At 68.4% G+C, this 26,892-nt stretch carries 24 protein-coding genes; 3 read left to right on the top strand and 21 right to left on the bottom strand.

Translation table 11 applies throughout. The features are described from left to right. Positions 1-148: 148 nt before the first annotated feature. The 11 genes from nagE to WS61_RS31875 form a co-directional block, all read right to left on the bottom strand. Entirely contained in the window at positions 149-1,912 is a 1,764-nt protein-coding gene (nagE, locus tag WS61_RS31925; protein WP_059506615.1) for an N-acetylglucosamine-specific PTS transporter subunit IIBC, read from the bottom strand. Between the two features lie 86 nt (positions 1,913-1,998). Beyond that, positions 1,999-4,596 carry a phosphoenolpyruvate--protein phosphotransferase gene (gene ptsP / locus WS61_RS31920; RefSeq protein ID WP_059506613.1) on the bottom strand — a complete coding sequence of 866 codons (2,598 nt, stop codon included), beginning with the start codon at positions 4,594-4,596 and terminating at the stop codon, positions 1,999-2,001. Between the two features lie 15 nt (positions 4,597-4,611). Further along, positions 4,612-5,628 carry an SIS domain-containing protein gene (locus tag WS61_RS31915; protein ID WP_059506611.1) on the bottom strand — a complete coding sequence of 339 codons (1,017 nt, stop codon included), beginning with the start codon at positions 5,626-5,628 and terminating at the stop codon, positions 4,612-4,614. Next, positions 5,621-6,724: an N-acetylglucosamine-6-phosphate deacetylase gene (nagA, locus tag WS61_RS31910; RefSeq protein WP_059506700.1), complete on the bottom strand. Its 1,104-nt coding sequence runs from the start codon at positions 6,722-6,724 to the stop codon at positions 5,621-5,623. Before nagA ends, WS61_RS31915 begins: the two co-directional genes overlap by 8 nt. Before the next feature lie 116 nt (positions 6,725-6,840). Continuing rightward, on the bottom strand, positions 6,841-7,575 hold the full coding sequence (locus tag WS61_RS31905) for a GntR family transcriptional regulator (RefSeq protein WP_059506609.1): 735 nt from the start codon (positions 7,573-7,575) through the stop codon (positions 6,841-6,843). Positions 7,576-7,932: 357 nt separating this feature from the next. Further along, positions 7,933-11,148: an error-prone DNA polymerase gene (locus tag WS61_RS31900; protein ID WP_059506607.1), complete on the bottom strand. Its 3,216-nt coding sequence runs from the start codon at positions 11,146-11,148 to the stop codon at positions 7,933-7,935. Between the two features lie 6 nt (positions 11,149-11,154). After that, the gene (locus WS61_RS31895; RefSeq protein WP_059506605.1) at positions 11,155-12,642 is read right to left on the bottom strand and encodes a DNA polymerase Y family protein; all 1,488 of its coding nucleotides are present in this window, start codon (positions 12,640-12,642) and stop codon (positions 11,155-11,157) included. After that, entirely contained in the window at positions 12,575-13,282 is a 708-nt protein-coding gene (imuA, locus tag WS61_RS31890; RefSeq protein WP_059506698.1) for a translesion DNA synthesis-associated protein ImuA, read from the bottom strand. Before imuA ends, WS61_RS31895 begins: the two co-directional genes overlap by 68 nt. A 337-nt stretch (positions 13,283-13,619) precedes the next feature. Further along, positions 13,620-14,414: an ABC transporter ATP-binding protein gene (locus tag WS61_RS31885; protein ID WP_059506603.1), complete on the bottom strand. Its 795-nt coding sequence runs from the start codon at positions 14,412-14,414 to the stop codon at positions 13,620-13,622. Between the two features lies 1 nt (position 14,415). Then, complete coding sequence (locus tag WS61_RS31880) at positions 14,416-15,312, bottom strand: ABC transporter permease (RefSeq protein ID WP_059506601.1); 897 nt, start codon at positions 15,310-15,312, stop codon at positions 14,416-14,418. A gap of 139 nt (positions 15,313-15,451) precedes the next feature. Then, on the bottom strand, positions 15,452-16,417 hold the full coding sequence (locus WS61_RS31875) for an ABC transporter substrate-binding protein (RefSeq protein WP_059506599.1): 966 nt from the start codon (positions 16,415-16,417) through the stop codon (positions 15,452-15,454). A gap of 335 nt (positions 16,418-16,752) precedes the next feature. On the opposite strand from WS61_RS31875, the gene WS61_RS31870 reads away from it, so the two are divergent. Then, the gene (locus WS61_RS31870; RefSeq protein ID WP_059506597.1) at positions 16,753-17,061 is read left to right on the top strand and encodes a VF_A0006 family four-cysteine protein; all 309 of its coding nucleotides are present in this window, start codon (positions 16,753-16,755) and stop codon (positions 17,059-17,061) included. Between the two features lie 86 nt (positions 17,062-17,147). Here WS61_RS31870 and WS61_RS31865 read toward each other — a convergent pair whose 3' ends face one another. Further along, positions 17,148-17,963 (bottom strand): MetQ/NlpA family ABC transporter substrate-binding protein, encoded by an 816-nt coding sequence (locus tag WS61_RS31865; RefSeq protein ID WP_059506595.1) that lies wholly within the window; start codon positions 17,961-17,963, stop codon positions 17,148-17,150. Between the two features lie 226 nt (positions 17,964-18,189). Then, positions 18,190-19,827 carry a methyl-accepting chemotaxis protein gene (locus WS61_RS31860; protein WP_059506593.1) on the bottom strand — a complete coding sequence of 546 codons (1,638 nt, stop codon included), beginning with the start codon at positions 19,825-19,827 and terminating at the stop codon, positions 18,190-18,192. A 240-nt stretch (positions 19,828-20,067) separates the two neighbouring features. Here WS61_RS31860 and WS61_RS31855 point away from each other — a divergent pair, with 240 nt between their 5' ends. Further along, the gene (locus WS61_RS31855) at positions 20,068-20,358 is read left to right on the top strand and encodes a YciI family protein (RefSeq protein ID WP_059506591.1); all 291 of its coding nucleotides are present in this window, start codon (positions 20,068-20,070) and stop codon (positions 20,356-20,358) included. Between the two features lie 139 nt (positions 20,359-20,497). Here the strand turns inward: WS61_RS31855 and WS61_RS31850 are convergent, their stop codons facing one another. The 5 genes from WS61_RS31850 to WS61_RS31830 are packed head-to-tail and all read right to left on the bottom strand — an operon-like array spanning position 20,498 to position 24,580. Continuing rightward, positions 20,498-21,115, bottom strand: a complete 618-nt coding sequence (locus WS61_RS31850; RefSeq protein WP_059506588.1) for an SCO family protein — start codon at positions 21,113-21,115, stop codon at positions 20,498-20,500. Positions 21,116-21,133: 18 nt separating this feature from the next. Continuing rightward, a complete protein-coding gene (cyoE, locus tag WS61_RS31845) occupies positions 21,134-22,036 on the bottom strand; it encodes a heme o synthase (RefSeq protein ID WP_059506586.1) in 903 nt (300 codons plus the stop codon). A gap of 8 nt (positions 22,037-22,044) precedes the next feature. Beyond that, positions 22,045-23,157 carry a heme A synthase gene (locus WS61_RS31840; RefSeq protein WP_059506584.1) on the bottom strand — a complete coding sequence of 371 codons (1,113 nt, stop codon included), beginning with the start codon at positions 23,155-23,157 and terminating at the stop codon, positions 22,045-22,047. A 25-nt stretch (positions 23,158-23,182) separates the two neighbouring features. Continuing rightward, a complete protein-coding gene (locus tag WS61_RS31835) occupies positions 23,183-23,809 on the bottom strand; it encodes a hypothetical protein (RefSeq protein ID WP_059506582.1) in 627 nt (208 codons plus the stop codon). Between the two features lie 60 nt (positions 23,810-23,869). Then, on the bottom strand, positions 23,870-24,580 hold the full coding sequence (locus WS61_RS31830) for an SURF1 family protein (RefSeq protein ID WP_059506580.1): 711 nt from the start codon (positions 24,578-24,580) through the stop codon (positions 23,870-23,872). An 84-nt stretch (positions 24,581-24,664) separates the two neighbouring features. Here WS61_RS31830 and WS61_RS31825 point away from each other — a divergent pair, with 84 nt between their 5' ends. After that, the gene (locus WS61_RS31825) at positions 24,665-24,874 is read left to right on the top strand and encodes a twin transmembrane helix small protein (protein WP_006752055.1); all 210 of its coding nucleotides are present in this window, start codon (positions 24,665-24,667) and stop codon (positions 24,872-24,874) included. 182 nt (positions 24,875-25,056) lie between these two features. Here WS61_RS31825 and WS61_RS31820 read toward each other — a convergent pair whose 3' ends face one another. The 3 genes from WS61_RS31820 to WS61_RS31810 all read right to left on the bottom strand — a co-directional run bounded on the left by WS61_RS31820 (position 25,057) and on the right by WS61_RS31810 (position 26,891). Further along, a complete protein-coding gene (locus tag WS61_RS31820; RefSeq protein ID WP_034208451.1) occupies positions 25,057-25,914 on the bottom strand; it encodes a cytochrome c oxidase subunit 3 in 858 nt (285 codons plus the stop codon). A 151-nt stretch (positions 25,915-26,065) separates the two neighbouring features. After that, the gene (locus WS61_RS31815; RefSeq protein WP_027785505.1) at positions 26,066-26,266 is read right to left on the bottom strand and encodes a DUF2970 domain-containing protein; all 201 of its coding nucleotides are present in this window, start codon (positions 26,264-26,266) and stop codon (positions 26,066-26,068) included. A gap of 16 nt (positions 26,267-26,282) precedes the next feature. Next, entirely contained in the window at positions 26,283-26,891 is a 609-nt protein-coding gene (locus WS61_RS31810) for a cytochrome c oxidase assembly protein (protein WP_012329268.1), read from the bottom strand. Position 26,892 lies beyond the last annotated feature (1 nt).

Below are 26,892 nucleotides of genomic sequence, written 5' to 3'. Positions count from 1 at the left end.
ATCCGGCGATGCGCGATGCGGGCAAACGCATCGCGCATCGCCCGCCCCAAAAAGAAAAAACGGCTTGCGACGCGTACGTCGCAAGCCGTTTTCTTTTGACCGCCTGCCCGAGTCCGCCGCGCGGATCGATCAGGCCGGCTTCACCGCATCACGCCGGTTGTGCGGCCGTGCCGCCGCCCGACGGCGGCAGGCGCGCGCCGAGCTGTTCGGCATAGCGCGCCGCCGCGTTGCCGCAGACGATGTGGAACGTGTCGAGCGACACCCATGCGACGTCGAGCGTGCCGAGACGCTCGCGATCGACCGCCGACGGATCGCGCACGACCACACGCAGGCGCGTGGCGGCCACCACCTCGAGCGACGCGACGTTGGTCGCCCCGCCGAACACCGCGAGCCAGCGGGCCGGCTCCGGATCGAGCGGCCCGGCGGCCGCGCCCGTGACGGGCTGCGCGGCAGCGCCGGTTGCCGCCGATGCGGCACCGGCCGCGCCGCCGCCGATCGCGGCACGCATCTCGTCGGCGATGATGTCGGCCTCGGGCCCGATGATCACCTGCACGCTGTTGCCGCCGCGCTTGAGCACGCCGCGTGCGCCGATCGACTTCAGTTCCGGCTCCGATACCTTCTCCGGATCGACGACGGTCAGGCGCAGGCGCGTCGTGCACGCATCGACGACCGACAGGTTGGCCGCCCCGCCGAGCGCGGCGATGTAGCGTTGCGCGCGCGGTGCGGCAGCCGTTGCAGCCACGCCCGGCGCGACGAAGCCGCCCGAAGCGTACGATTGCGCGGCTGCGTCGGTCGATGCCGGCTCACGGCCCGGCGTGGCCATGTTGAACTTGCGGATGAAAAAGCGGAACAGCCCGTAGTACGCGGCGCCATACGCGATGCCGAGCGGAATCGCGATCCAGCCCTTCGTCGACAGCCCGTAGTTCAGCACGTAGTCGATCGCGCCGGCCGAGAACGTGAAGCCGAGCTTCACGCCGAGGATCTGGCAGATCGCGAGCGACAACCCCGTCAGCACCGCGTGGATCACGTACAGCACCGGCGCGAGGAACATGAAGCTGAACTCGATCGGCTCGGTCACGCCGGTCAGGAACGACGTCAACGCCATCGAGAACAGCAGGCCGCCCACCATCGCGCGGCGCTCCTTCGGCGCTTCGTGCAGCATCGCGAGACACGCCGCCGGCAGGCCGAACATCATGATCGGGAAGAAGCCGGCCATGAAGGTGCCCGCGGTCGGGTCGCCCGCGAAGAAGCGGTGCAGGTCGCCGTGCACGATCTCGCCGCCGGCGGGCGGCGTGAAGTTGCCGAACACGAACCACGCGAGCGAGTTGATGATGTGGTGCAGACCGGTGACGAGCAGCAGACGGTTCAGGAAGCCGAACACGAACGCACCGATCGCGCCCGCCGTCGTCAGCCACTGGCCGGCCGCATCGATCGCATGCTGGATCGGCTGCCACACGTACCCGAACGCGATGCCCAATATCACGCAGACCAGCCCCGTGATGATCGGCACGAACCGCTTGCCGCCGAAGAACGCGAGGTAGTCCGGCAGCTTGATGTCCTTGTAGCGGTTGTACAGCAGGCCCGCGACGACACCCGCGATGATCCCGGACAGCACGCCCATGTTCAGCTTGGGATCGATGTCCTTCATGATCGCGGTTTCGATCAGGTAACCGATCGCGCCCGCAAGCGCCGCCACGCCGTTGTTGTCCTTCGCGAAGCCGACCGCCACGCCGATCGCGAACAGCAGCGGCAGGTTGTCGAAGATCGCGCCGCCGGCGTCGGCGATCATCTTGATGTTGAACACATCCGGCTGGCCGAGCCGCAGCAGGATGCCGGCGACCGGCAATACCGCGATCGGCAGCATCAGCGCCCGACCCAGGCCCTGTATCTTCAGAAACGGGTTCCCGTCCATTCAGTCCTCCAATCCATGTCTCGTCATTAAGCGTCGTTGACCTAATTGCTTTCGTAGTAAAACGGGTCGCGCGCCCCCCGTCGACGTCAGTCGAGCGGCCAGACCTCGCGGCTTGCTGCCCTTACCGCCTGTGCCGAATCGAGCGCGAGCAGATCCTGCGCGCGCTGACGGCACAACTGGTAATCGAGACGGCGCACACGCGCCTTGATGCCCGGCACCGACACCGGGTCGACCGACAGTTCGGTCACGCCGAGGCCCACCAGGACCGGCACCGCGAGCGGATCGCCGCCGAGCGCACCGCACACGCCGACCCACTTGCCGTGCTTTGCCGCGCCGCGCACCGCGATGTCGATCAGGCGCAGCACGGCCGGATGCAGGCCGTCGGACTGCGCGGCCAGGTCGGCCTGGCAGCGGTCCATCGCGAGCGTGTACTGGGTCAGGTCGTTGGTGCCGATCGACAGGAAATCCGCGTGCTGCGCGAGCTGGTCGGCCAGCAGCGCGGCCGACGGCACCTCGATCATCACGCCGACCTCGATCGGCTCGGTACGGCCCTGCGCGCGCGCGAATTCGTCGATGCGCTTTCTCAACCGCACGAGTTCGCCCGCGTCGGTCACCATCGGCAGCAGGATGCGCACCGCGCCGAACGGCTTCACCGCGAGCAGGCCCTGCAATTGATCGTCGAGCAGATCGGGGCGCACCTGCGCGAGACGGATGCCGCGCAGGCCGAGCGCCGGGTTCGGTTCGGGCGGCAGCGTCAGGTAGTCGACTTCCTTGTCCGCGCCGACGTCGAGCGTGCGGATGATCGCCGTGCGGCCCTGCAGCGCGTCGACGATCGACTGGTAGCTCTGCCGGTGTTCGACCGCCGTCGGCGCGGCCTGGCGATGGATGAACATCAGCTCGGTGCGCAGCAGGCCGACCGCGTCCGCGCCGTTGTCGACCGCGGTGTTCGCGTCGTCGAGCGTCGCGATGTTCGCGGCGACTTCGATCGCGCGGCCGTCGACCGTCGCGGCCACCTCGCCGGCCTGTTGCCGGTTCGCCTCGCGCACGCCGTCCAGGCGCTGGCGCTCGTGCCGCGCGCGCTCGACGTCGAGCGCGGTCGGCGCGTGTTCGAGCCGGCCCGCGCTCGCATCGACGACGACCTGCGTGCCGTCCGGAATCGCGTACAGCGCGTCGCCGACCGCCACCAGCGCCGGGATGCCGAGCTGCCGCGCGATGATCGCCGCGTGCGACGTCGCGCCGCCGCGCGCCATCACGAGCGCGGTCACGCGCTCGCGATCAAGCGACGACAGGTCGGAGGGCGTGAACTCGTCGGCCGCGAGCACGGCCTCGTCGGGCAGCGCACGCGCGGCGCCGTTCGTGTGGCCGAGCGCGCGCAGCACGCGTTTCTCGATGTCGCGCAGGTCGGCCGCGCGTTCGGCGAGCAGCGCGTCGCCGAGCTTCGACAGCGTGTCGATCTGCGTGCGGATCGTCGCGCGCCATGCGAAGCCCGCGCCCTTGCCGAGACTGATCAGGTCGCGCGCCGCGTCGAGCAGCGTCGGGTCCTCGAGCAGCACGCGATGCACCGCGAAGATGCCCGCTTCGCCGACCGCGCCGCGCGCCGATGCGTTGCGCACCGTTTCGCCGAGTTCGGCGTCGACCGCCTTCAGGGCCTGATCGAGCCGGCGGCTTTCCGCGGCTGGCGTGCCGGTCGCCTGTTCGGGCGGCACGATGTCCGCATCGTCGAGACGCACCAGCGTGCCGACCGCGATGCCGGGCGACGCGCATACGCCGGCGAGCGTGTTCGGATCGATGGGCGCGCCATCGCGCGGTGCGCCGCTGTGGCGGGCGACCGTCTGCGGCGCGGGCGATTTCAGCCGCGCCGGCTGTTCCTCCACTTCGCCGTGCGCTTCGCGCAGCAGCTCGTGCTCGACCGCATCGACGGCCTGTTGTGCGTGCGCGCCGCGGCCGACCAGTTCGACCGTCGCGCCTTCGCCGGCGCCGAGGCCGAGCAGGCCGACGACGCTCGCGATCGACGCCTTGCGGCCGTCGAACAGCACATCGACGGTCGCGTCGAACCCGCGCACGGCTTCACGCGCCCGTGCGGCCGGCCGCGCATGCAGGCCGCCCGGCTGCGCGAGCACGATCTCGCGGCGCACTTCGTTGTGCGCGGCAGCACCAGCCTGCGCCGCCTGCGCGGCGGCGTCGCCCTTGCCGCGCAGCGCGAGCAACGGCGTCTCGCCGGCGGTCGCGAAACCGCTCGCGCGATCGACGACCTCGAACGCGTCGGAATTCGCGATCGCGATCACCGACACGAGCGAATGCGCGTGGCGCGCCACCGCGTCCTGGTCGAACTCGATCAACAGCGCACCCGCTTCGACGCGCGCGCCGGCTTCGACATGCGCGATGAAGCCCTGCCCGTTCAGCTCGACGGTGTCGATGCCGATGTGCAGCAGCACTTCCGCGCCTTGCGGCGTCGTGATCGTCACCGCGTGGCCGGTGCGCGCCAAATGCGACACGACGCCCGCGCACGGCGCGACGAGCCGGCCCGCGAGCGGGTCGACGCCGATGCCGTCGCCGAACATCCCGCCGGAGAACACCGGATCGGGCACGTCGGCCAATGCGACGATCGGCCCCGTCAACGGGCTGAGCAGAACGATCTGATCGTGGGTGGGGCTCTTCAACTGGGATTCCTCGGCGCGTCTCATCGGCTTTCTCGGCTATCAGTGCGTTTCTGTCACTTTGTTCAGGTGGCGCGGCGTGTCGGGATTGCGGCCGCGCGCGACGGCGAGATCCGCCGCCATCACGTAGAACGAAAGAATGGCGGCGATCGGGTCGAGCGCCGAATGGGCGGACTGCGCGAGCGGCAGCACGGTGCCCGATACGCCGGGCGTGCCGGCGGGCGCCGCGAGCAGCACGGCGGCGCCGCGTGCGCGCATGTCCGCGGCAAGCTGCAGCAGGCCGGCCTGCTCGGGCCCGGGCGGCGCGAACACGAGCAGCGGATAGTCGCGGTCGATCAGCTCCATCGGGCCGTGACGGACTTCGGCGCTCGAGAACGCCTCGGCCTGGATGCCGGACGTTTCCTTCAGCTTCAGCGCGGCTTCCTGCGCGATCGCGAGGCCCAGGCCGCGGCCGATGACGATCATCCGCTCGACGCCCGCGAGCGCCCCGACGGCCTGCGACCAGTCGAGCCGGCCGGCCTGTGCGAGCACGTCGGGCAGGCCGCGCAGCGCGGTCATCAGCGCAGCGTCGCGCTGCCAGTACGCGACGATCTGCGCGGACAGCGACAGCATCGCGATATAGCTCTTGGTCGCGGCGACCGACAGCTCGGGGCCGGCAAGCAGCGGCAACTGGTGCTCGCACGCGTCGGCGAGCGGCGACGGCAGCACGTTCACGGCGGCGACGGTGCGTGCGCCGGCTTCGCGCAGCGCGGCCATCGTATTGACGAGGTCGGGGCTCTTGCCCGACTGGGAAAAGGCGATCGCGAGCTGGTCCTGCACCTTCAGCGGCGCCTGCTGCAGCGTCGCGACCGACATCGGCAGCGACGCGACCGGCACGCCGAGGCGGCTCATCGTCAGGCTCGCGAAATAGCTGGCGGCGTGATCCGAGCTGCCGCGCGCGACCGTCAAGGCGACGGCCGGCGGGTGATCGAGCAACTGGCCGGCGAGCGCTTCGACGCGCGCGGTGTCGGCGATCTGCGCGGCGACGACCTGGGCGGACTCGCGCGCTTCCTTAAGCATATTCGACAATCGATTCTCCTTCGACGTAGGTCGCGGTGAGGTTCAGGTCGCGATCGAACACCGCGAGGTCGGCCCATGCGCCGCGCTCGAGGCGGCCTCGATCGGCGACGCCGAGGTAATCGGCCGCGTAGCGCGACATCCGGTTCGACACGTCGGCGATCGGCAGGCCGAGCGACACGAGGTTGCGCAGCGCCTGGTCCATCGTCAGCGTGCTGCCGGCGAGCGTGCCGTCGGCGAGCCGCACGCCGCCGAGGCACTTCGTCACGTGCTGGCTGCCGAGCCGGTATTCGCCGTCGGGCATGCCGGTGGCGGATGTGCTGTCGGTCACGACGTACAGGCGCGGGATCGCGCGCAGCGCCGCGCGAATCGCACCCGGATGGACGTGCAGCAGGTCGGGAATGATTTCCGCGTATTCGGCGTGCGCGAGCGCCGCGCCGACGAGGCCCGGGTTGCGGTGATGCAGCGGCGACATCGCGTTGAACAGATGCGTGAAGCCGCATGCGCCGTGCTTGAGCGCGGCGACCGCGTCGTCGTAGGTCGCGAGCGAGTGGCCGAGCTGCACGCGCACGCCGCGCGCGGCCATCTCGCCGATGATCTCGATGTGGCCCGCGATTTCCGGTGCGAGCGTGACGACGCGGATCGGCGCGATCGACAGGTACTTCAGCACCTCGTCGAGCGCGGCCGACACGGCCGCGTCGGGCTGCGCGCCGAGCTTGCCGGGGTTGATGTACGGCCCTTCGAGATGCACGCCGAGCACGCGCGCGCCGCCCGGCGTGCGGGTGCGCGCGACGGCGCCGAGGTTCGCGACGACCTCCATCAGCTCGTCGCGCGGCGCGGTCATCGTCGTCGCGAGCAGGCTCGTCGTGCCGAATTGCGCGTGCGTGCGGACGATCGTTTCGATCGCGTCGCCGCCTTCCATCACGTCGGCGCCGCCGCCGCCGTGCACGTGCAGGTCGATGAAGCCAGGCAGGATGTACGGTGCGTCGTTCTGCGCGGGATCGACGGGCACGCCGTCGAGCGTGGTGATGCGACCGTTCTCGCTATCGAGCGAACCGTGAATCCAGCCGTCGGGGGTGAGGATGTTGCCAGTCAGCATGACGTTCTCTTGATGATCCGGTGACGCGGGCATCCGCGTCGTGATTTGCCAATTCGTTGCGATTCATCGCGCGCGATTGCGTTCCATCGCGCGTGGTGCGCCGGCAGTCTCCCGCGTCAGCGTTTCAGTTCGGCGACGAAGTCGTAGTAGTCGTCGCGGCAATACGTTTCGCTCATTTCGATCGCGCGCTGGTCGGCGCCGTAGCCGATCCGCGTGATCACCAGCAGGGCCGAGCCCGGCTTCACCGCCATCCATTTCGCGATCGCGTGCGTCGCGTTCGCCGCGCGAAAGTGCTGCAGCGCGCGCACGACGGCCATACCGCGCGCGTCGAGATATTCGTACAGCGACGCGCCGAGCGCCTGCGGATCGGGCACCACCGCGGCGGGCAGCGTCGAATGCTCGACGGCCATCACGATGCCGTCCGCGCGGCGCAGCCGTTCGAGCCGCGCCACCGTCGCGCCGGGCGCGAGGCCGAGATGCGTGGTCTCGTCGCGGCTCGCGGCGCGCAGCGTGCGCGACAGCCACACCGAATCGGGCACGAAGCCGCGCTGCCGCATCTTCGCGGTGAAGCCGACGAGATGCGACAGCGGATCGGCGACACGCGGCGTGATGAAGCTGCCCGCGCCGCGCGCCCGCTTGATCAGTCCCTGCTCGACCAGCAGCGCGAGCGCCCGACGCGCGGTGATCCGCGACACGCCGACCGACACCGACAGCAGCCGCTCCGACGGCAGCGCCTCGCCGGCCCGCCATGCGCCGGCGTGGATCGCGCTCGCCAGCTTGCGGGCGAGCTGCAGATAGAGCGGCGTATCGTCGAGGGGATCGGGCGCCAGTTCGGACCAGCCGGTTTCCATGTGCCTCCGCGTGTCGGACGACGATCTCGGACCGTCGAAAGTGAACGCATTATATAACCACCATAATACCAGTCAACGAACTGGTATTAGCACCGCGAAAATCGCCGAAAGCCTTGCACGGCAAGCGTTTTAGCGCCGGAAAAGCCTTTGTTTACAACGCGGCGCAGGATAGGGATTTACCCGGGGTGGTATGCAAGGGGACAGTTACCGGGTGGGATTCAGGCGTGTTTCGGGAGTGGATATGAGACCGGAATAGAACCAATTGAGCCAACTGGTATGCATCGCGTGGCGATGTGCCGCCGGGCCGGCGGTTCGCGTCAGGGGAGTCGTTCGGGGGCCGTGGACGGCGGCGGAATGTCAGTGGAATTCGCGGCTCGACGTGCGCAGGCCGCCGAGCAGCGGCGTCAGATCCTCGAAATGCTGCGCGACGAGGTGCCGCACGTCGCTCACGACCTGCCACACGCCGGACGCCGCAAGCAGCCGTGAATCGAGTGTTTCGCGACGCTGCCGCGCGAGCAGTTCGGGCCGGACGATCACGTTCACGCAGCCCGTTTCGTCTTCGAGCGTCATGAACATCACGCCTTTCGCGGTGCCCGGCATCTGCCGCGCGGTCACGAGCCCGCACGCGCGGGCAAGCCGGCCGTCGGGGCGATCGCGCAGTTCGGCCGCGGACGACAGCCGCCGCGCGCGCAGCGCCGGCCGCAGCAACGCGACGGGGTGGCGGTTCAGCGTGAGGCCGGTGGTGTCGTAATCGGCGAGGATCTCGTCAGCTTCGGACGGCGCGCCGAGCGCGGGCTTGTCCGGTTCGTCGATCGGCGCGGCGGCGAGCAGGTCGCGCTCCGGCGCCGCGGCGACCGCTTGCCATAGCGCATCGCGGCGATGGCCGGCGAGCGTCGCGAGCGCGTTCGCGGCGGCGAGCGCTTCGAGGTCGCGCCGTTCGAGCTGCGCGCGGCGGGCGAGTTCGTCGACGCTCATGAACGGGCCCACTACGCGCGCGGCTTCGATGCGGCGCGCGGCGGCTTCGCCGAAGCCGCTCACGAGCGACAGGCCAAGCCGCACGGCCGGCTGGCCGTGTGGCGGCGGCTGGCCGGGCAGCGCTTCGAGCGATGCCTCCCAACCGCTTTGCGTCACGTCGATCGGCAGGACCTGCACGCCGTGGCGCTTTGCGTCCTGCACGAGTTGCGACGGCGGATAGAAACCCATCGGCTGGCTGTTCAGCAGCGCGGCGAGGAAGATCGCCGGTTCGTGGCATTTGAGCCAACTGCTCGCGTACGCGAGTTTCGCGAAGCTCGCGGCGTGGCTTTCGGGGAACCCGTATTCGCCGAAGCCCTTGATCTGCTCGAAGATCTGTTCGGCGAATTCGCGCGTGTAGCCGCGGGCCAGCATGCCGTCGACGATCTTGTCGTGGTAAGGGCCAAGATCGCCCCGGCGCTTCCACGCGGCCATCGCACGACGCAGCTTGTCGGCTTCGCCGGGTGTAAAGCCGGCCGCGACGATCGCGATCTGCATCACCTGTTCCTGAAAGATCGGGATGCCGAGCGTGCGTTCGAGCACTTCCTTCAGCGCGTCGCTCGGATAGGTGATCTTCCCTTTCTCCTCCCCCGCCTTGATCCTGCGCCGCTTCAGATACGGATGCACGGCGCCGCCCTGGATCGGCCCGGGGCGCACGATCGAAACCTCGATCACCAGATCGTAATAGTCGCGCGGCCGCAGCCGCGGCAGCATCGACATCTGCGCGCGCGATTCGATCTGGAACACGCCGACCGTATCGGCGCGGCAGATCATGTCGTAGGTCGCTTCGTCGTCCTGCGGAATGTGCTTCAGCGTGAACGGCTTGCCGTCCTTCGCCGGGCCGCGCCACGCGGTGCGCAGGTCGAACGCGCGATGCAACGCCGACAGCATGCCGAGCGCGAGCACGTCGACCTTCATCAGCCCGAGTGCTTCGAGATCGTCCTTGTCCCACTGGATCACGCGCCGCCCGTCCATCGCCGCGTTCTCGACCGGCACGAGCCGCGTGAGCTTGCCGCGGCTGATCACGAAGCCGCCCGAGTGCTGCGACAGATGACGCGGAAAGTTGAGCAGGCGCCCCGCCAGTTCGGCCCATGCGCGAATGATCGGCGTCGCCGGATCGAGCCCGACCGACGCGAATTGCTGCAGCAGATCGCGGCTGCCGTCGAACCAGCGATGCCCCTTCGCGACACGGTCGACCAGCATCGGATCGACGCCGAGCGCCTTGCCGGTTTCGCGCAGCACGCCGCGCGGACGATACGTCGAAACGGCGGCCGCGAGCGCCGCGCGGTCGTGTCCGTATTTCTGGTAGATGTGCTGAATCACTTCTTCCCGACGCTGATGCTCGAAGTCGACGTCGATATCCGGCGGCTCGCCGCGCTCCACGCTGATGAAGCGCTCGAACAGCATCGTGCTTTGATCCGGATTGACTTCGGTGATGCCGAGGCAATAACAGACCACCGAGTTCGCGGCCGACCCGCGCCCTTGGCACAAGATGTTCTGGCTGCGCGCGTATTTGACGATGTCGTAGACGGTCAGGAAGAACGGTTCGTACTCCAGCTTTGCGATCAGGGCAAGCTCATATCGAATCTGCTTCGCCACTTTCGCCGGCACACCATTCCAATAGCGTCGAGCGACACCTGCCCACGTCTCCTGCTTCAGGTAACTGGTCGGTGTGTGACCGCGCGGCACGAGTTCGAGTGGATATTCATACTTCAGATCGGCGAGTTCGAAATTGCATGCATCGAGCATCGCACACGTCTCCGCGATCTCCGCCGACGAAAACAGCTTCGCGATCCGCCCGCGCGAACGCAGATGCTGTTCCGCGTTCGGTGCGAGCGCATGGCCGCATTCCGACACCGGCATCCCGACGCGGATCGCCGTCATCACGTCCTGCAGCGGCTTGCACGAGCGCCGGTGCATCGTCACGTCGCCCAGCGCGACGACGCGCACGCCGCGTCGCTCGCCGGCCTCGCGAATCTCGTCGCGCTGCACACCATCCAGCGCGCGCTGCAATTGCACGAGCCCGAGCCGCGCCCGCTCACCGAACGTCGCGCGGAACCACGCGACCTGCGCATCGAGCACATTCGCGCGAACGGGATACGCCGGCACGAGAATCGCGAAGCAATCGGGCATGCCGCGCAAGTGTGCGAACGCTGCCGGCGGCGCCGACAGCATGCGCGGCGTCAGCGTGTACGTCCCCTTCGGCGCCGCCATCCGCCGCCACGAAATCAGCTCGGACAGGTCGCCGTACCCCTCGCGGTTCTGCGCGAGCAGCACGAGCCCGAACGAACCAGGGCCCGGATCGTGGCCGGGCGCGACGTCATCCGGTGTCACCTCGAAGTACGAACCGACGATCAGCGGCAGCCCGGCCGCCTTCGCCGCGACATGCATGCGCGGCGCACCCGCGAGCGAGCATTCGTCGGTGATCGCGATCCCGCGATAGCCGAGCTCCACCGCGCGCTCGACCAGTTCTTCCGCATGCGACGCGCCATGCAGGAACGAAAAGTTCGAGCGGCAGAACAATTCCGCGTAATCGGGCAGCCCGCTGAAATCCGCAACCATCTTCGTTCACCCGAACAGGCCGTGCAGGAACCAGTGCGGTTCGGACTCGCTTCCCGCTCGCTCCCTGAACACCCAATAGCACGCACCGGCTTCGTCCTGCGCGACGTGGTAATCGCGTGCAGCGAGCTGACCGTCGAACCACCCGGCCTCGATCCGCTCCGGCGACGACATCATCCGCAGCGGTGTATGAAATACCGGCCGCTCGCCGCGCATCAGCAACGGCAGCGGTTCGGCGAGCAGCCACGCGGGACGCAGCGGCACGGCCGGCGGCCCGCCGGCCGGCTTGCCCGCCTGCGCATCGAGCGGCAGCCAGCGGTTCGCCACCTCGGGCCGGTAATCGGCGACGGGCGCCGCGCGCAATACGTTCTCCGCGCCGAGCCGGGCGACCAGCAGTTCGAACAACCGCTCGCGGGTTTCCCGCGTCCCGCCCGGCTCGGGAAAGAGATCGTCGGCCGGCGGCGCGACCGATTCGACGCGCGTGGCCTTCAGGCGCACCGCGATCACCGCGGCCGGCAACTCGACACGTGCGAGCCGCTCGCCGAGCAGCCGCATGAAATGCGCGTCGTCGCGCACGGGTGCGGCAAACGCGAGCTCGAGCGGCGTCGGCGGCACGGTCTGACGGCCGCGCTCGTGCTCGAGCTCGAACGTCATCGCGGCCAACGACAGCTGCCGCGCGGCCAGCCAGCCGCACAGCTGCACGACGAGCCGCCGCGCGGCGAACAGCACGGCTTCCGCGTATTCGACGCGCTCCGGCAATTCGAGCCGCACGTCGAACACGGGCGGCACCGCCATCCACGCGAGCGGCTCGACCGCTTCGCCGTACGCACGATCGAGCGCGGCCAGCAGCGCGGGACCGCAGCGCCGCTGCAGCCCCGCGCGCGGCAGGCGGCGCAGATCGGCGAGCGTGCGGCAGCCGAGGCCGTCGAACCAGCCCGCATACGGACGCGCATCGGGCAGCAGCACACAGGGCAGCCGGTCGAGCGTGCGGACGAGCGAGGCCTGGCGCGCGACGCGGCGCCGGATGCGTGCTCGCGCCGACGTGCGTGCGAGCAGCCACGCGCCGCGCCCGGTCGGCGCGGCGGACAGGCGCGCCGCATAGCCGAGCGCCGCGAGCGTCGCGCGCACCTGGCGGCACAGCGACGGCAAGCCGCCGAACAGGCGCAGGCTCGGACCGACGTCGACGATCAGCGTGGCTTCGTCGTCGAACGCAACGCACGGCGAAAAGCGCAGCAACGCGAGCGCGACCGCGCGCAGCGCATCGGCTTCGCGGGCGGGATCGCGTTCGACGAGCTGCGTGTCGGGCGCAAGCGTGAGCACGCCGCCGCGCTTCATGCCCGCACGCACGCCCTGCCGGCGCGCGGCCGCATCGGCAATCAGCACGACACCCTGCTCGAGCACCGCACTGCCGGCCTGGCCGGCGGCTGCGTCAGACGGCGGCGGGACGCACACGTCGAGCGGCAGGCGCGGCAGATGGATGCCGAGCAAGACGCGCATAGCGGCTCTCCACGATGGGCGACGGCAAATCGAGCACGAGCGGCTCGCTACGCGCAGGCCCGCGACGCTTGACGATGTCGAGCGACACGCCGCCCGGCACCGGATACAGCGCGACGCGCAGCACGGCCGGCGACGGTTGCCGCGCGGCCGACATCGGGCGCAGCATCACGAACAGCGTGTCGCCCGTGCGCGCGGCCGCGAGATGCAGGCGCCGCAGCGCATCGGCCCGCGCGTCCTGCCAGAGCAGCAGTGCGCCGCAACAGCCGGTCTTGAGCGCCTGCTCGGCGGCCCACAGCGCATCGGTGCGACTGCCGGCGCGCAGCCACAGCAGCGTGTCGGCCGGCACGCCGAGACTGGCGAGCGCGGTGGCATGCGGCGACTGCGGCGGCGCGACGAGCGCGAGCGGCCGCCGGGTGCTGACGCTGCGGGCAAGCGCGGGCGCGAGCAACCGCATCTCGCCGCAACCCGGCTGCGCGGCCAGCAGTTCGACGAGGCCGCCGACCGGCCAACCGCCGCCCGGCAGCTCGGCGGACAGCGCCGCGAAGCCCGTATCGATCGTGCGCAGACCGCCGCGCGCAAGCTGCGAGCCGCGCCACAGCGACGGATGAAGGGTTTCGGGGGACAGGGATGACGCGGACATCATGCGGCTCGATGCTGTATGGATATACAGTATAGAGGATCGTGCCGGGCGCTGTCAGGTCTCAACAAAAAGGGACATGCAGATCGTCGGAAGGCCCGGGAGGGCCGGAACGCACGCGTCCGCCGCTGCGAAATCGAAGGTCGCGCCGACGCGACGGAACGGCCGTATTCCGCATACGAAAACGGACCGCTCGACCGACGCCAAACCTGCGCGCCGGCCGGGCGGCCCGAGCAGCCGTCCGGTCGATCAGCCCGGATCAGCCTGAATCAGCCGGGATCCGGCGAAAGCAGCCGGGAACACCCGAGAGACCAGCCAAAACAGCCGAAAGCAGCCCAAATCACCCCAGCAACAACGCGTCGTCGTCGAGCTGCTCGTGCCGCACCTTCTCGAACATCTGCAGCAGGTCCGGCACGTCGAGTCCCTTGCGCTGGTCGCCCGACACGTCGAGCACGACCTGCCCCTGGTGCAGCATCACCGTGCGATCGCCGTAGTCGAGCGCCTGACGCATGCTGTGCGTGACCATCATCGTCGTCAGCTTGCTCTCGGCGACGATGCGCGCGGTCAGCTCCAGCACGAACGCGGCCGTCTTCGGGTCGAGCGCGGCCGTGTGCTCGTCGAGCAGCAGGATGCGCGACGGCCGCAGCGACGCCATCAGCAGGCTCACGGCCTGCCGCTGCCCGCCCGACAGCAGCCCGATCCGGTCGGTCAGCCGGTTTTCCAGCCCGAGGTTCAGGAGCCGCAGCTTGTCGCGGAACAGCTCGCGCGACGGGCGATCGAGCGCGGCCCGGAAACCGCGCCGCACGCCGCGCGCCATCGCGAGCGCCATGTTCTCCTCGATCGTCAGCGCCTCGCAGGTGCCGGCCATCGGATCCTGGAACACGCGCGCGACGAGGTGCGCGCGGTCCCACGCGGCCTTGCGCGTCACATCCGCGCCGTCGATCACGATGCGCCCCGCATCGACGCGCTGATCGCCGCTGACCGCATTGAGGAAGGTCGACTTGCCGGCGCCGTTCGAGCCGATCACCGCGACGAACTGGCCGTCGGGAATCTCGAGCGACAGCCCGCGCAGCGCGCGCGTCTCGATCGGCGTGCCGGGATTGAACGTGAGTTTCAGGTCTTGTGCGGACAGCATGTCATGCCCCTCCGTTCTTGCGCGCGAACAGCTTCTTGCGCGTCGCCGGCAGCACCAGCGCGATCGTGACGAGTGCGGCCGTCACGAGGTTCAGGTCCTGCGCCTTCAGACCGATGAATTCGCTGTTCAGCGCGAGCGCGATGAAGAAGCGGTAGACGATCGCGCCGAGCACGACGGCGAGCGTCGTCAGCACCAGCCGGCGTGCGGGCAGCAGCGTCTCGCCGATGATCACCGCGGCCAGCCCGATCACGATCGTGCCGATCCCCATCGAGATGTCCGAGCCGCCCTGCGTCTGCGCGAACAGGGCGCCCGCGAGCGCGACGAGCGCATTCGACAGCGCCATCCCGGCGAGTGTCGCGCGACCGGTCGCGATGCCTTGCGCACGCGCCATTCGCGGATTCGCGCCGGTCGCGCGCATCGCGAGGCCGAGCTGCGACGAGAAGAACCAGTCGAGGCCGAGCTTCGCGACCACGACGACGATCGCGAGCAGCGCCGGGCGCAGCACGTAATCGGGCATCCAGTCGGGCTGCAGCACGGTGAACAGCGTCGGCTCGGTGATCAGCGGCACGTTCGGCCGGCCCATGATCCGCAGGTTCACCGAGTAGAGCGCGATCATCATCAGGATGCTGGCGAGCAGATCCATGATCTTCAGGCGCACGTTCAGCCAGCCGGTGACGAAGCCGGCCAGCGCGCCCGCGACGATCGCAAGCGCGGTCGCGGAAAACGGGTCGTAGCCGGCCGAGATCAGCGTCGCGGCGACGGCGCCGCCGAGCGGAAAGCTGCCGTCGACGGTGAGGTCGGGGAAGTTGAGGATGCGAAACGAGATCAGCACCCCGAGGGCGACGAGGCTGAAGATCAGGCCGATCTCCAGTGCGCCCAGAAACGAGAACAGAGACATGATGGGAAAATCCTGTTGCTTCCCGGTCGGACGTGTACGGCCGGGCGAAGCGAACGGGCGGCCCGGGTGGGAGCCGCCCGTCCGGCGATGTCGTCGAGGCCCGGATCGGGCCTGCAAGCGCGGCGGTCGGGCCGCGGGCTTACTTGATGACCGTCTTCGCTTCCTTCACGAGATCCGGCGCCAGCGTGACGCCCTGCTTCGCGGCCGCGCCCGTATTGACGAACAGTTCGAGGTTGCTGCTCGTCTCCGACGCGATCGCGCCCGGCTTCTCGCCCTTCAGGATGCGCGCGACGACCTTGCCGGTCTGCCGGCCCAGATCGCCGTAATTGATGCCGAGCGCCGCGATGCCGCCGCGCTTCACGCTGTCGGTGTCGCCCGCGACGAGCGGAATCTTCGCTTCGTTCGCGACCTTCACCAGCGCTTCGTACGCGGACACGACGTTGTTGTCGGTGTTCGTGTAGATCACGTCGACCTTGCCGATCAGGCTCTTCGCGGCCGGGCCGATGTCGACGGTGCGCGGTGCGGCCGCTTCCTTCAGCGCCATTCCCTGCTTCGCGAGGAGCTCCTTGAGCTCCTTCACGACGACGACCGAATTCGCCTCGCCCGGGTTGTAGACCATGCCGACCGTCTTCGCATTCGGCACGACGCGCTTGATCAGCGCGACCTGGCGGTCGAGCGGCAGCTTGTCGGATACGCCCGTCACGTTGGTGCCCGACGGCCCCCAGCCCTTCACGAGCTGCGCGGCGACCGGATCGGTCACGCCCGAGTAGACAACCGGCACGCTCTTCGTCGCCGCGACGACCGACTGCGCGGCCGGTGTCGCGATCGCGACGATCACGTCGGGCTTGTCGCCGACGAACTTGCGTGCGATCTGCGCGGCCGTGCCCGTGTTGCCCTGCGCGCTCTGGTATTCCCACTTGAGCTTGTCGTCGCCGTAACCTTGCGCCTTCAGTTCGGCGCGCACGCCGTCGCGGATCGCATCGAGCGCCGGATGGTCGACGATCGACAGCACCTTGACCGTCTGTGCGTGCGCGGCGCCGGCCAGCGCGAGGGCGGCGACGCCGGCCGTGATCGAACGGATCGCGAAAGTCTTGAAACGATTCATGGGTGAGTCTCCCCCGTATTGTGTCGGTTCTGGATGATGGATTCCCGCCGCCGTCGGGCGGGCGCCCGCCGCACGTGCGAGACGCGGGCGATCGGCCCGCGCACGCTCCGGGAAAGCGTGCGGCGGCGAACGCACGAGGATACCATTTCCGCAGACCACCGCCTGACTCCGCGCTTTCGCGCGAGCGGCCGATACGCGGCGCCGCCGCGCTGCCATGAAATGCCTGGAAAGCCCGGCTGGCGGCGCTCCGCGCCGGTCCCGGCGCAACGCGCCAGCCGCGCTCGCGGCTTTACGTTATGCTGTCCGCCGACCCGATCCACACCATCGGAGGGGACATGAAACGAACGATTCGTGCGATCGCCTTCGCGGCCGTCGCGCAGGCGCTGCCGGGCGCGGCATTCGCGCTGACCGACGGCAGCGCGCAATATGACGACTGCATGCTCAATGCGCTGCGCGAAAGCCGCAACGGCGCCGCCGCGCAGTTGATCCAGCGCTCGTGCGACGCGCTGTACCGCAACAACGCGATGCTGCTGCCGCGCGAGCGGCGCGTTCACGAGTGCATCGTGCAGTCGCTGCCCGGCGTGCGCGACAACTACGCGATCCAGCAGATCATGGCGATCTGCTCGCGGCGCGGCGAGATGTAGGGTCGGCGCGCGCCTGCCGCACCAATGAACAAAGGGCCTGCGCGAGCAGGCCCTGTTCGTTCAGCGGTCCGACCGGTGAGCGGCGTTCAGAACGACGCGACCATCGAGCCCTTGAACTGCTTCTTGATGAATTCCTTCACTTCCGGCGACTGGTACGCCTTGACCAGCTTCTTCACCCACGGCTGATCCTTGTCCTTCGCGCGCACGGCGATCAGGTTCGCGTACGGGCTCGTCAGCGATTCGAGCGCGATCGCGTCCTTGGTCGGCTGCAGGTTCGCGGCCAGCGCGTAGTTCGTGTTGATCACGGCCGCGTCGACGTCCGACAGCACACGCGGCAGTTGCGCGGCGTCGAGTTCGGAGATCTTCAGCTTCTTCGGGTTCTCGGCGATGTCGAGCACCGTCGCGTTGTTGCCGCCCGTGCCGGCGCCCGATTTCAGCTTGATCACGCCTTGCGTCTGCAGCAGCAGCAGCGCGCGGTTTTCGTTCGACGGATCGTTCGGCACCGCGAGCTTCGCGCCCTGCGGCAGGTCCTTAAGCGACTTGAACTTCTTCGAGTACACCCCGATCGGCGAGATGTAGGTCAGGCCCGCGCTGACGATCTTGTAGCCGCGCTGCTTCACCTGGCTGTCGAGGTAGGGCTGGTGCTGGAAGCTGTTCGCATCGAGGTCGCCCGAATCGAGCGCCGCGTTCGGCTGCACGTAGTCGTTGAACTCGACGACCTTCACGTTCAGGCCTTCCTTCTCTTTCGCGACCTTCTGCACGACTTGCCACACTTCCGAATCCGGGCCGGCGACCGTGCCGACCTTGATCACCTTGTCTTCGGCGTGCGCGCCTACCGACAGCGTCAGCGCGGCACCGGTGGCCAGCACGGAAAATACCTTCAGGAGACTGCGACGCTTCATCTGTTTCTCGCTTTCTTGCTTACTTGAAATGGGGCGCGATACGGGTATGCCCCGACTCGCAGGAAGGGCCAAATGGTGTCACAGGATCGGCGGGAAGTGAAATACATCCCGCTCATATGGGTATGCACCGGCGCCGTGCCGGCGGCCGACGCACGACTCGGCCGTTAGTTGCAGTTTTTCTCGACGCATCGGTCCATCGCCGCATCGGCCCATCGGCCGACACGCATCACGCCGCCACCGTCTCGTCGGCAACCTTCGCGCCGAAGGCCGGTTCGGCCGCCCGCGCACCGGCCCCGCGCGGCGACGGGCCGCCGGCATCGCCGACCCGGAACGCGCCGACCGCATCGCGCAGCCGCGCGGCCTGTTCCTGCAGCGACGCGGCCGCCGCGGCGGCTTCCTCGACCAGCGCCGCGTTCTGCTGGGTCACCTGGTCCATCTGCGTGACCGCGCGCCCGACCTGCGTGATGCCGCTCGCCTGCTCCTCGGATGCCGCCGCGATCTCGCCCATGATGTCGGTCACGCGCGCGACCGCCTGCAGGATCTCGCCCATCGTCGTACCGGCCTGGCCGACCAGCGTCGAGCCGTTGCGCACGCGCTCGACCGAATCGACGATCAGCGCGCGGATCTCCTTCGCGGCCGTCGCGCTGCGCTGCGCGAGCGAGCGCACCTCGCCTGCGACCACCGCGAAGCCGCGGCCCTGCTCGCCCGCGCGCGCAGCCTCGACCGCCGCGTTCAGCGCGAGGATGTTGGTCTGGAATGCGATGCCCTCGATCACGCCGATGATGTCGGCGATCTTGCGCGAGCTGTCGTCGATCTCGCCCATCGTGCCGATCACGCGGTTCACGACGTCGCTGCCCGTGCGCGCGATGTCCGACGCATTGTTCGCGAGCCCGCTCGCCTGCCGCGCGTTGTCGGCGTTCTGCTTCACCGTCGCGGTCAGTTGCTCCATGCTCGCGGCCGTTTCCTCGAGCGACGCGGCCTGCTCCTCGGTGCGCTGCGACAGGTCGTCGTTGCCGGCCGAGATCTGGCGGCTCGCCGACGCGATCGCTTCGGCCGACTGGCGAATCCCGCCAATCGTCGCCTGCAGCCGCGCCTGCATGTCGTGCATCGCGGCCATCATGCTCGTGCGGTCGCCCGCGCGCACCGGCACCGGCTGCGTCAGGTCGCCCTGCGCGATGCGCGTCGCGAGCGCGGCCGCTTCGTCAGGCTCGCCGCCGAGGCTGCCGCGCACGTTGCGGATGATCACCAGCATCGCCGCGCTGATCACGAGGCCGATCACGAACACCACGGCCAGATGGCCAAGCAGCGTCCGGTAGTAGACGGTGTCGATGTCCTTCAGGAACACGCCGCTCGAGATGTTCCAGTCCCACGGCGCGAACCGCGTGACATAGCTGATCTTCGGTACGGCCGTCTCGCTGTGCGGCAGCCGCCCGCGATATTCGGCGAAACCGCTGCCGGTCGCCTTCGCCGCGTTCAGGATCGTCACGAACAGCGGCTTGCCGTCCGGATCGAGATAGTCGCCGACCTGCGTGTCGACGAGCTTCGGCAGCGTCGGATGCATCAGCACGACCGGCTTCGAATCCATCACGAACACGTAGCCCGAATCGCCGTAGCGCATCGCGGCGAGGCGCGCGAGCGCGTCGCGCTTCGCGTCGGCCTCGGGCAGCGTGCCGTTCTGCGCGAGCGTGTAATAGGCCTTCACGATGCCCGCCGCCGAGTCGACGAGATTCGCGATGCCGGCCTTGCGTTCGGCGAGCATCGTCGCGCGGGTCTCGTAGGCGCTCCATGCGCCGACGCCCAGGAGACCGATCCATACCAGCGCAAGCGCGAGCCACAGCTTGCGATTCAAACTCATTCTGCTCATCTGCGTGCCTCTGTCGATGTCGATGCATCCGGCGCGCGAACGGCCTGCCGCGCGCAAACGGTTGCCCTTTCATTTACGGCAACGAGGCTTGCATCTTGAATACGCGCGGCCGCAGCGAACCGGCGATCGACAGGCACGGCGCCCGTCGCGAGGCCGCGCCGGCGCGACAGACCGCGTCCGCTGTGCTAAAAAGATCGGCCGGCCGGCGCGCGAAGCGCCGGCATCATTCCAGGGCCATCCATGTACGTCATCGACATCCACTACACCGCGTCGCTCGAGCGCATCGACGACGCGCTCGAACGCCACCGCGCGTACCTGCAGCCGCAGTTCGACAAGGGCATCTTCATCGCGGCGGGGCCGAAGGTGCCGCGCGAAGGCGGCATGATCCTCGCGGCCCGCATCGATCGCGACGCGCTCGACGCGATCCTCGAGACCGACCCGTTCGTCACCGAGGGGCTCGCCACGTATCGCGTGACGGAATTCCGGGTCACGCGCGCCGCCTCCGGCTTCAACGTGCCGGCGCTGCCGTAACGCGACTTCCGCGCAACGCGTGCATGCCGACGCGCCGCCCGGCGGACAGCGCATGCGCACCACGATGAGAAAGGGAAAGCGCGACGGCGCAGGACGGCCGTCACGCGAAACGCCGGGCCCGGCGCCCGGCGGCCGCCGGTCAGTCGACCAGCAGCTTCAGGTCGTGGACCCACGGAGCCGGGCCCTGGCCGTCGCGCACGAACAGGCGCAGCTTGCCGTCGCGGTCGAACACGTAGCTCGCGGCCGTGTGATCCATCGTGTAGCTGCCGGGCGTCTTGCCGGGCACCTTCGCGTAGTACACGCGGAAATCCTTCGTGACCTTCTTGAGCTGCGCTTCGTCGGCAGGCCGCAGGCCGATGAACGACGGATCGAACGCGGGCACGTACTGACCGAGCAGCGCCGGCGTGTCGCGCTCCGGATCGACGGTGACGAACAGCACCTGCACGCGTTTCGCGGCATCCGGCCCGAGCTGCTTCAGCGCTTCGGACAATTCGGCCATCGTGGTCGGGCACACGTCCGGGCAATGCGTATAGCCGAAGAACATCACGACCGCACGGCCCTTGAAGTCGGCGAGCGTGCGGATCTTGCCGGTCGTATCGGGCAGCGAGAAGTCGCTGCCGAACTGCGTGTTGCCGGTGATGTCGAGATTCTGGAATTTCGGCGCGTTGTCGCATCCGGCGAGCAGCAGCGCTGCCGTGAATGCGCACGCGAGCATCCAGCCTTGGCGCGCGCGGCGCCCGAACCGTGATTGGAGCATTGCGTTCAAACCGTGCGGTTACACGCCGAGCAGCGGGCGTGCATAGTGATCGACGAGCAGCGCCGCGAACAGCAGCGACAGATAGACGATCGAGTAGCGGAAGGCCTTGCGGGCGAGCTCGTCCGAATAGTCGCGATGGATCTTCCACGCATACGCGAGAAACACCGCGCCGAGCAGCACCGCGCTCGTCAGGTAGACGGCCCCGCTCATCCCGGAAATGAACGGCATCAGCGCGACCGCGAACAGGATCACCGTATACAGCAGGATGTGCAGGCGCGTGAACTTCTCGCCGTGCGTGACGGGCAGCATCGGCAGCCCGGCGTTCTCGTAATCCTTGCGGCGATAGAGCGCGAGCACCCAGAAATGCGGCGGCGTCCAGACGAAGATGATCAGCACGAGGATCCACGCGTCGCCCGGCACCGCGCCGGTGACCGCCGCCCAGCCGAGCGCCGGCGGCATCGCGCCCGACGCGCCGCCGATCACGATGTTCTGCGGCGTCATCGGCTTGAGCAGCAGCGTGTAGATCACCGCGTAGCCGACGAACGTCGCGATCGTCAGCCACATCGTCAGCGGATTCGTGAACGTATAGAGCGTCCATGCGCCGACGCTGCCGAGCACGGCCGAGAACAGCAGGATCTGCGGCGTCGTGATCTCGCCGCGCGCGGACGGGCGCCACGCGGTGCGGCGCATCATCGCGTCGATCTTCTGCTCGACGAGGCAGTTGATCGCGAACGCGGCGCCGGCCAGCAGCCAGATGCCGACGGTGCCGCCGATCAGCACATGCCACGGCACCATGCCCGGTGTCGCGAGGAACATGCCGATCACCGCGCAGAACACCGCGAGCTGCGTGACACGCGGCTTCGTCAGCGCCATGTACTGGGAAAAGCGGCTACCGGGCGATTGGGAGAGGGTGCTTTGCATGGGGGCGGTCACGCCGGGGCGGCGTCGCGCGCGGGCTGCGCGACACGGCCGGGGCGGCTTGAAAGGATGCGAAAGTTTAACATGACGACGAGCAGCAACAGGATCGCGGCCCCGCCGTTGTGCGCGACCGCGACCGGCAGCGGCCACTGCAGCACGATGTTGGTCAGGCCCGTCACGAACTGCAGCAGGACGACCAGCAGCACGCCGTTCGCGGGCCGCCGCAGCGATTCGAAGCGGCGCATCTTCAGCGCGAACGCGACCAGATAAGCGACCACGACGAACGCGAACGTGCGGTGCGTCCAGTGGATCGCGACCAGCGCGTCCTGCGTGATCGCGTCGCCGTCCTTCGTCATCCCGAGCGCGCGCCACAGGTGAAAACCGTGCTGGAAATCCATCGGCGGAATCCACTGGCCGTTGCAGGTCGGGAAGTCGGTGCACGCGAGCACCGCGTAGTTGGTGCTCACCCAGCCGCCGAGCGCGATCTGCACGACCAGCAGCACGAGCGCCGCGAGCGCGGCCGCCCGGTAACGCCCGGCCTCCGGGTCATGCGACGGCAGCGGCGTCTGCCGCGCCGCGAGCCAGCCCAGCGTGCCGAGCAGCGTGAGGCCGAGCAGCAGGTGGATCGTGACGATCACCGGCTGCAGCTTCATCGTGACCGTCCATGCGCCGAACGCGCCCTGCACGAGGATCAGCAGCAGCAGGCTCGTCGGCCACCACGGCGACACGTGCAGCGGGCGGCGGCGCAGCCGCGCGGCCCACGCGATCGCCACCTGCGCGATGATCAGCACGCCGATCGCCATCGCGAAATAGCGGTGGATCATCTCGATCCACGCCTTCGTCATGCTGACCGGCCCGGTCGGCATCGCCTGGTGCGCGGCCGTGATCGCCGCATGCGCGATGAACGGCGACGACGTGCCGTAGCAGCCGGGCCAGTCGGGGCAGCCGAGCCCCGAATCGGTCAGCCGCGTGAAGCCGCCGAACATCACGAGGTCGAGGGTCAAGAACGTGGTGATCCACACGAGCTTGCGGAACTTGTCGTCGTCGGCCTTCACCCACACGTACGACAGCGGCAGCAGTGCGATGCACAGGCCGATCAGGCCGAGTTGCAGTAGATACGACATCGGAATGGTGCCTCGTCCTCTTGCCTCAACCGATACTCGACCACTTCAGCAGCTTCGTCACGTCCGACTTGATCTTGCTGGGATTCGGGTCTTTCGGGAAACGCATCATCAGGTTGCCGTTCGGGTCGACCATGTAGATGTGGTCGCTGTCCTTCGTGCCGGCATCGGCCGGCAGCCACGCGGCCACCGCGGCCGGATCCGCGACGAGCCGGCGCGTGTCCGGATACGCGTCCAGCACCTTTTGCGGCGTCGCGCCCGCATCGCTGCGCAGCCATACCATCGTGATCCGGTGCCGTTCGCCCGCCTGCGTGACGCGAATCTGGCGCATGAAATAGAGCTTGCGCGCGCAGGCGTCGTCGCACGCGCTGCGGTCGGTCATCACGAACAGCCAGACACCGCGCAGCGACGACAGCGGCACCGTCTTGCCGGTTTCGTCGGTGACCTGCAGATCCGCCGGGATCGGGCGCTGCGGCTCGATCAGCGTGCCGTAATTCGTCGATCCACCCTTCGGCTTGATCACGTAATAGGTGAAGTACGACGCGATCATCGGTGCGGCGCACACGAGACCCAGCAGCACGAGCATCCAGCGGCCGCGCTTGCGGGCCGCGGGCGACATCGGCGCTGCGGCCGGACCTTGACGGGAAGATTGCATGGACAAATCAGACCTCTCGAAACGAACCCGCGGCGCCGACGCCGCGTCCTGGCATGACGCTCACGCGCCGGTCGACTTCTTCGCCGCACGCCGCGCGGCGTACAGGCCGAAGCCGAGCGCGGCCGCCGCCATCGCCCACCACTGAAACATATAACCGTAATTGCGCTCGACGCCGGTCGTCGCCGCCGGCCAGTCGCGCACGAGCTTGTCGCCGTCGTCGCTCGTCTGCTGGATCACGAACGGCTGCAGCGGCAGCCCGGTTTCCTTCGCATACGCGGCGACGTCGAGGTTCTGGCGGATCTTCTGGTGCGCGGCCGACCCGCCTTCGCCGAGCTCGAACGCGCGCGACGCATCGGCGCGCGCGATGCCGACGATCTCGACCTCGCCCGCCGGCGTCGCGAACGGCTCGATCGCCGTGCGATCGGCGATGTTGCGCGGCAACCAGCCGCGATTCACCAGCACGACGCCGCCGCCCGTGAGTTTAAACGGCATCACGACGTAAAAACCCGGCTGGTCGTTATACGGCCGATTGTCGAGGAACACCGCTTGCTCGGGCATGAAACGGCCTTTCGCCCGCACGCGGTGAAACTCAATCGACTCGAGCGGAACCGGCTGCGCGCCGAGGTCGACCGGTGCCGCCTGCTCGTAGCGCGCGATGCTCGCCTGCAGCGCCTCCTTCTGGTGCGCACGGTCGCGTTGCCAGAAACCGAGACGGATCGTGACGGCGACGACGACGAGGATCAGCAGCGCAGGCAGCCAGCGAATCTTCATCGTGCGGCCCGCCCGGCACGTGCGCGAAAGCGAAGTGCGATAATTATCCTCTTCCTTTCGAATTGCCGTCGTCCGGTTCGTGTCATGCACATACTCGTTCCCATCGCCTTCGTCCTCATCATTGCCAGCATGGGCTCGGCGCTCTACTTCATGATGCACGACCGCGGCCATACGAAGCGCATGGTCTGGTCGCTCGCCACCCGCGTCGGGTTGTCGGTGTCGCTGTTCCTGTTCATCCTGTTCGCGAACTGGATGGGCTGGATCCATTCGACCGGCCTGCCGATCGGACGTTGATGCCGTTGCCGCGCCGGCTGCCGCGACCGCTGTGACATTTCGCCGCACGGCCGCGCCACCAAGCAAAAGCGCCGCCTGACTGAGTCGCGGCGGCGCCGGGGCGGTGTCGGCCGCGGCTTCGCCGCCGCGCCCGCACACCAATGAAAACGGCCCGCGCATCGCTGCGCGGGCCGTTTTTCCATTTACAGCCAGTAGACGACGACGTACAGGCCGAGCCAGACGACGTCGACGAAGTGCCAGTACCACGCGGCGCCTTCGAACGCGAAGTGATGATCGGGCTTGAAGTGGCCGCGGATCATCCGCACCAGCACCACCGCGAGCATCGTGCCGCCGAGGAACACGTGGAAGCCGTGGAAGCCGGTCAGCAGGAAGAACGTCGAACCGTACACGCCCGAGTTCAGCGTCAGGTTCAGTTCGTTGTACGCGTGGTAGTACTCGAAGCCCTGCAGGAACAGGAAGCAGATCCCGAACACGAGCGTCGCGGCCAGCCACGCAATCGCCTTCTTGCGATGATCGTCGCGCAGCGCGTGGTGCGAGATCGTCAGCGTCACGCCCGACGACAGCAGGAGCGCGGTGTTCAGCGTCGGGATCGGCCACGGGCCCATCGTCTTGAAGTGACCGGCGAGCGCGGCGGGGCCTTCGTTCGGCCACACGGCGGAGAAGTCCGGCCAGATCAGCTTGTAGTCGAGGCTGCCGAGCTGGTGCAGCGCGATTTCACGCGCATAGAACAGCGCACCGAAGAACGCGCCGAAGAACATGACTTCCGAGAAGATGAACCAGCTCATGCTCCAGCGGTAGGACTTGTCGACGTTCTTGCCGTAATGACCGCCTTCCGATTCGGCAATCGCGTCGCCGAACCAGTGATACAGCGTGAAGAGCAACCACAGCAGGCCGAGCAGCGCCGTAAACGGCGCCCAGTCGTGACCGTTGATCCACAGCGCTACCGACCCGAGCATGACCAGCAGGCCGATGGCCGCGCTGATCGGATGCTGCGACGGATGCGGCACGAAATAGTACGGGGTCTGGTTTTGACCGCTCATGCTTGATTCTCCACTTCAGTCCAATTTGTGTACCGGAAACGCTCCGGCTTTATTTCTTGCGCGGCGAGACTGCCGCCGCTCTTTCCTGCACGCCGCGCCGTGGCGCCGCGCACTGCATTCTTTCGTGGCCGCGGGCCGCCAGCCGCGCGCCTCAGCCCACGACGGCACGCACGATCAGGATCAGCACGCCGATGAACACGCCGGCCGCGATCAACGCGACGATCAGCACGTGCAGCGGATTGAGCTGCGTCGCATCGGCCTCCAGGTCGCGCCGCTTGCGCACCCCGAAGAACGACCACAGCACCGCTCTCAGCGCCTGACCGAACGTTCCGCTCCGCTTGACCTCCGTCATCGCCCCGCCTCCGTCTTCATGCGTCCGGCTTCGCCGCACCCTGCGCCGCCGTACTGCGCTGCGCCGGGGCCGGCGTGGCCGGTGTATTCAGTTCGAAGAACGTGTACGACAACGTGATCGTCTTTACGTCCTTCGGCAATTTCGGGTCGATCACGAACACCACCGGCATCTTGCGCGACTCGTTCGCGGTCAGCGTCTGCTGCGTGAAGCAAAAGCACTCGATCTTCTTGAAGAACTCCGTCGCCTGCTTCGGCGCGTAGCTCGGAATCGCCTGCGCGACGACCGGCCGGCCCTGCCCGTTCGTCACGTCGTACACGATCGTCGTCAGTTCGCCCGGATGCACGTCGAGACTGTTGTGCTCCGGCTTGAACCCGAGCGGCCCGCGTGCGTTCGCGTCGAACTCGACCGACACCGTGCGGCTATAGTCGACCTGCGAGTTCTTCACCTCGCGCTCGCTGACATCGCGCTGCACCAGGTTGTTGATGCCGGTGATCTGGCAGATCGCCCGATACATCGGGATCAGCGCGAAGCCGAAACCGAACATCAGCCCGGCCACGACGAAGAGCTTCACCAGCATCGAACGATTGAACGCACGATCCACGGCGCCCTCTTCCGGCTTCGACATA

Origin of the sequence: Burkholderia sp. ABCPW 11, from assembly GCF_001523445.1 — a bacterium.
In the GTDB taxonomy this organism is placed as follows: domain Bacteria; phylum Pseudomonadota; class Gammaproteobacteria; order Burkholderiales; family Burkholderiaceae; genus Burkholderia.
Note: the sequence above shows the minus strand (reverse complement) of the source record. Positions and strands in the feature narration are given on the sequence as shown.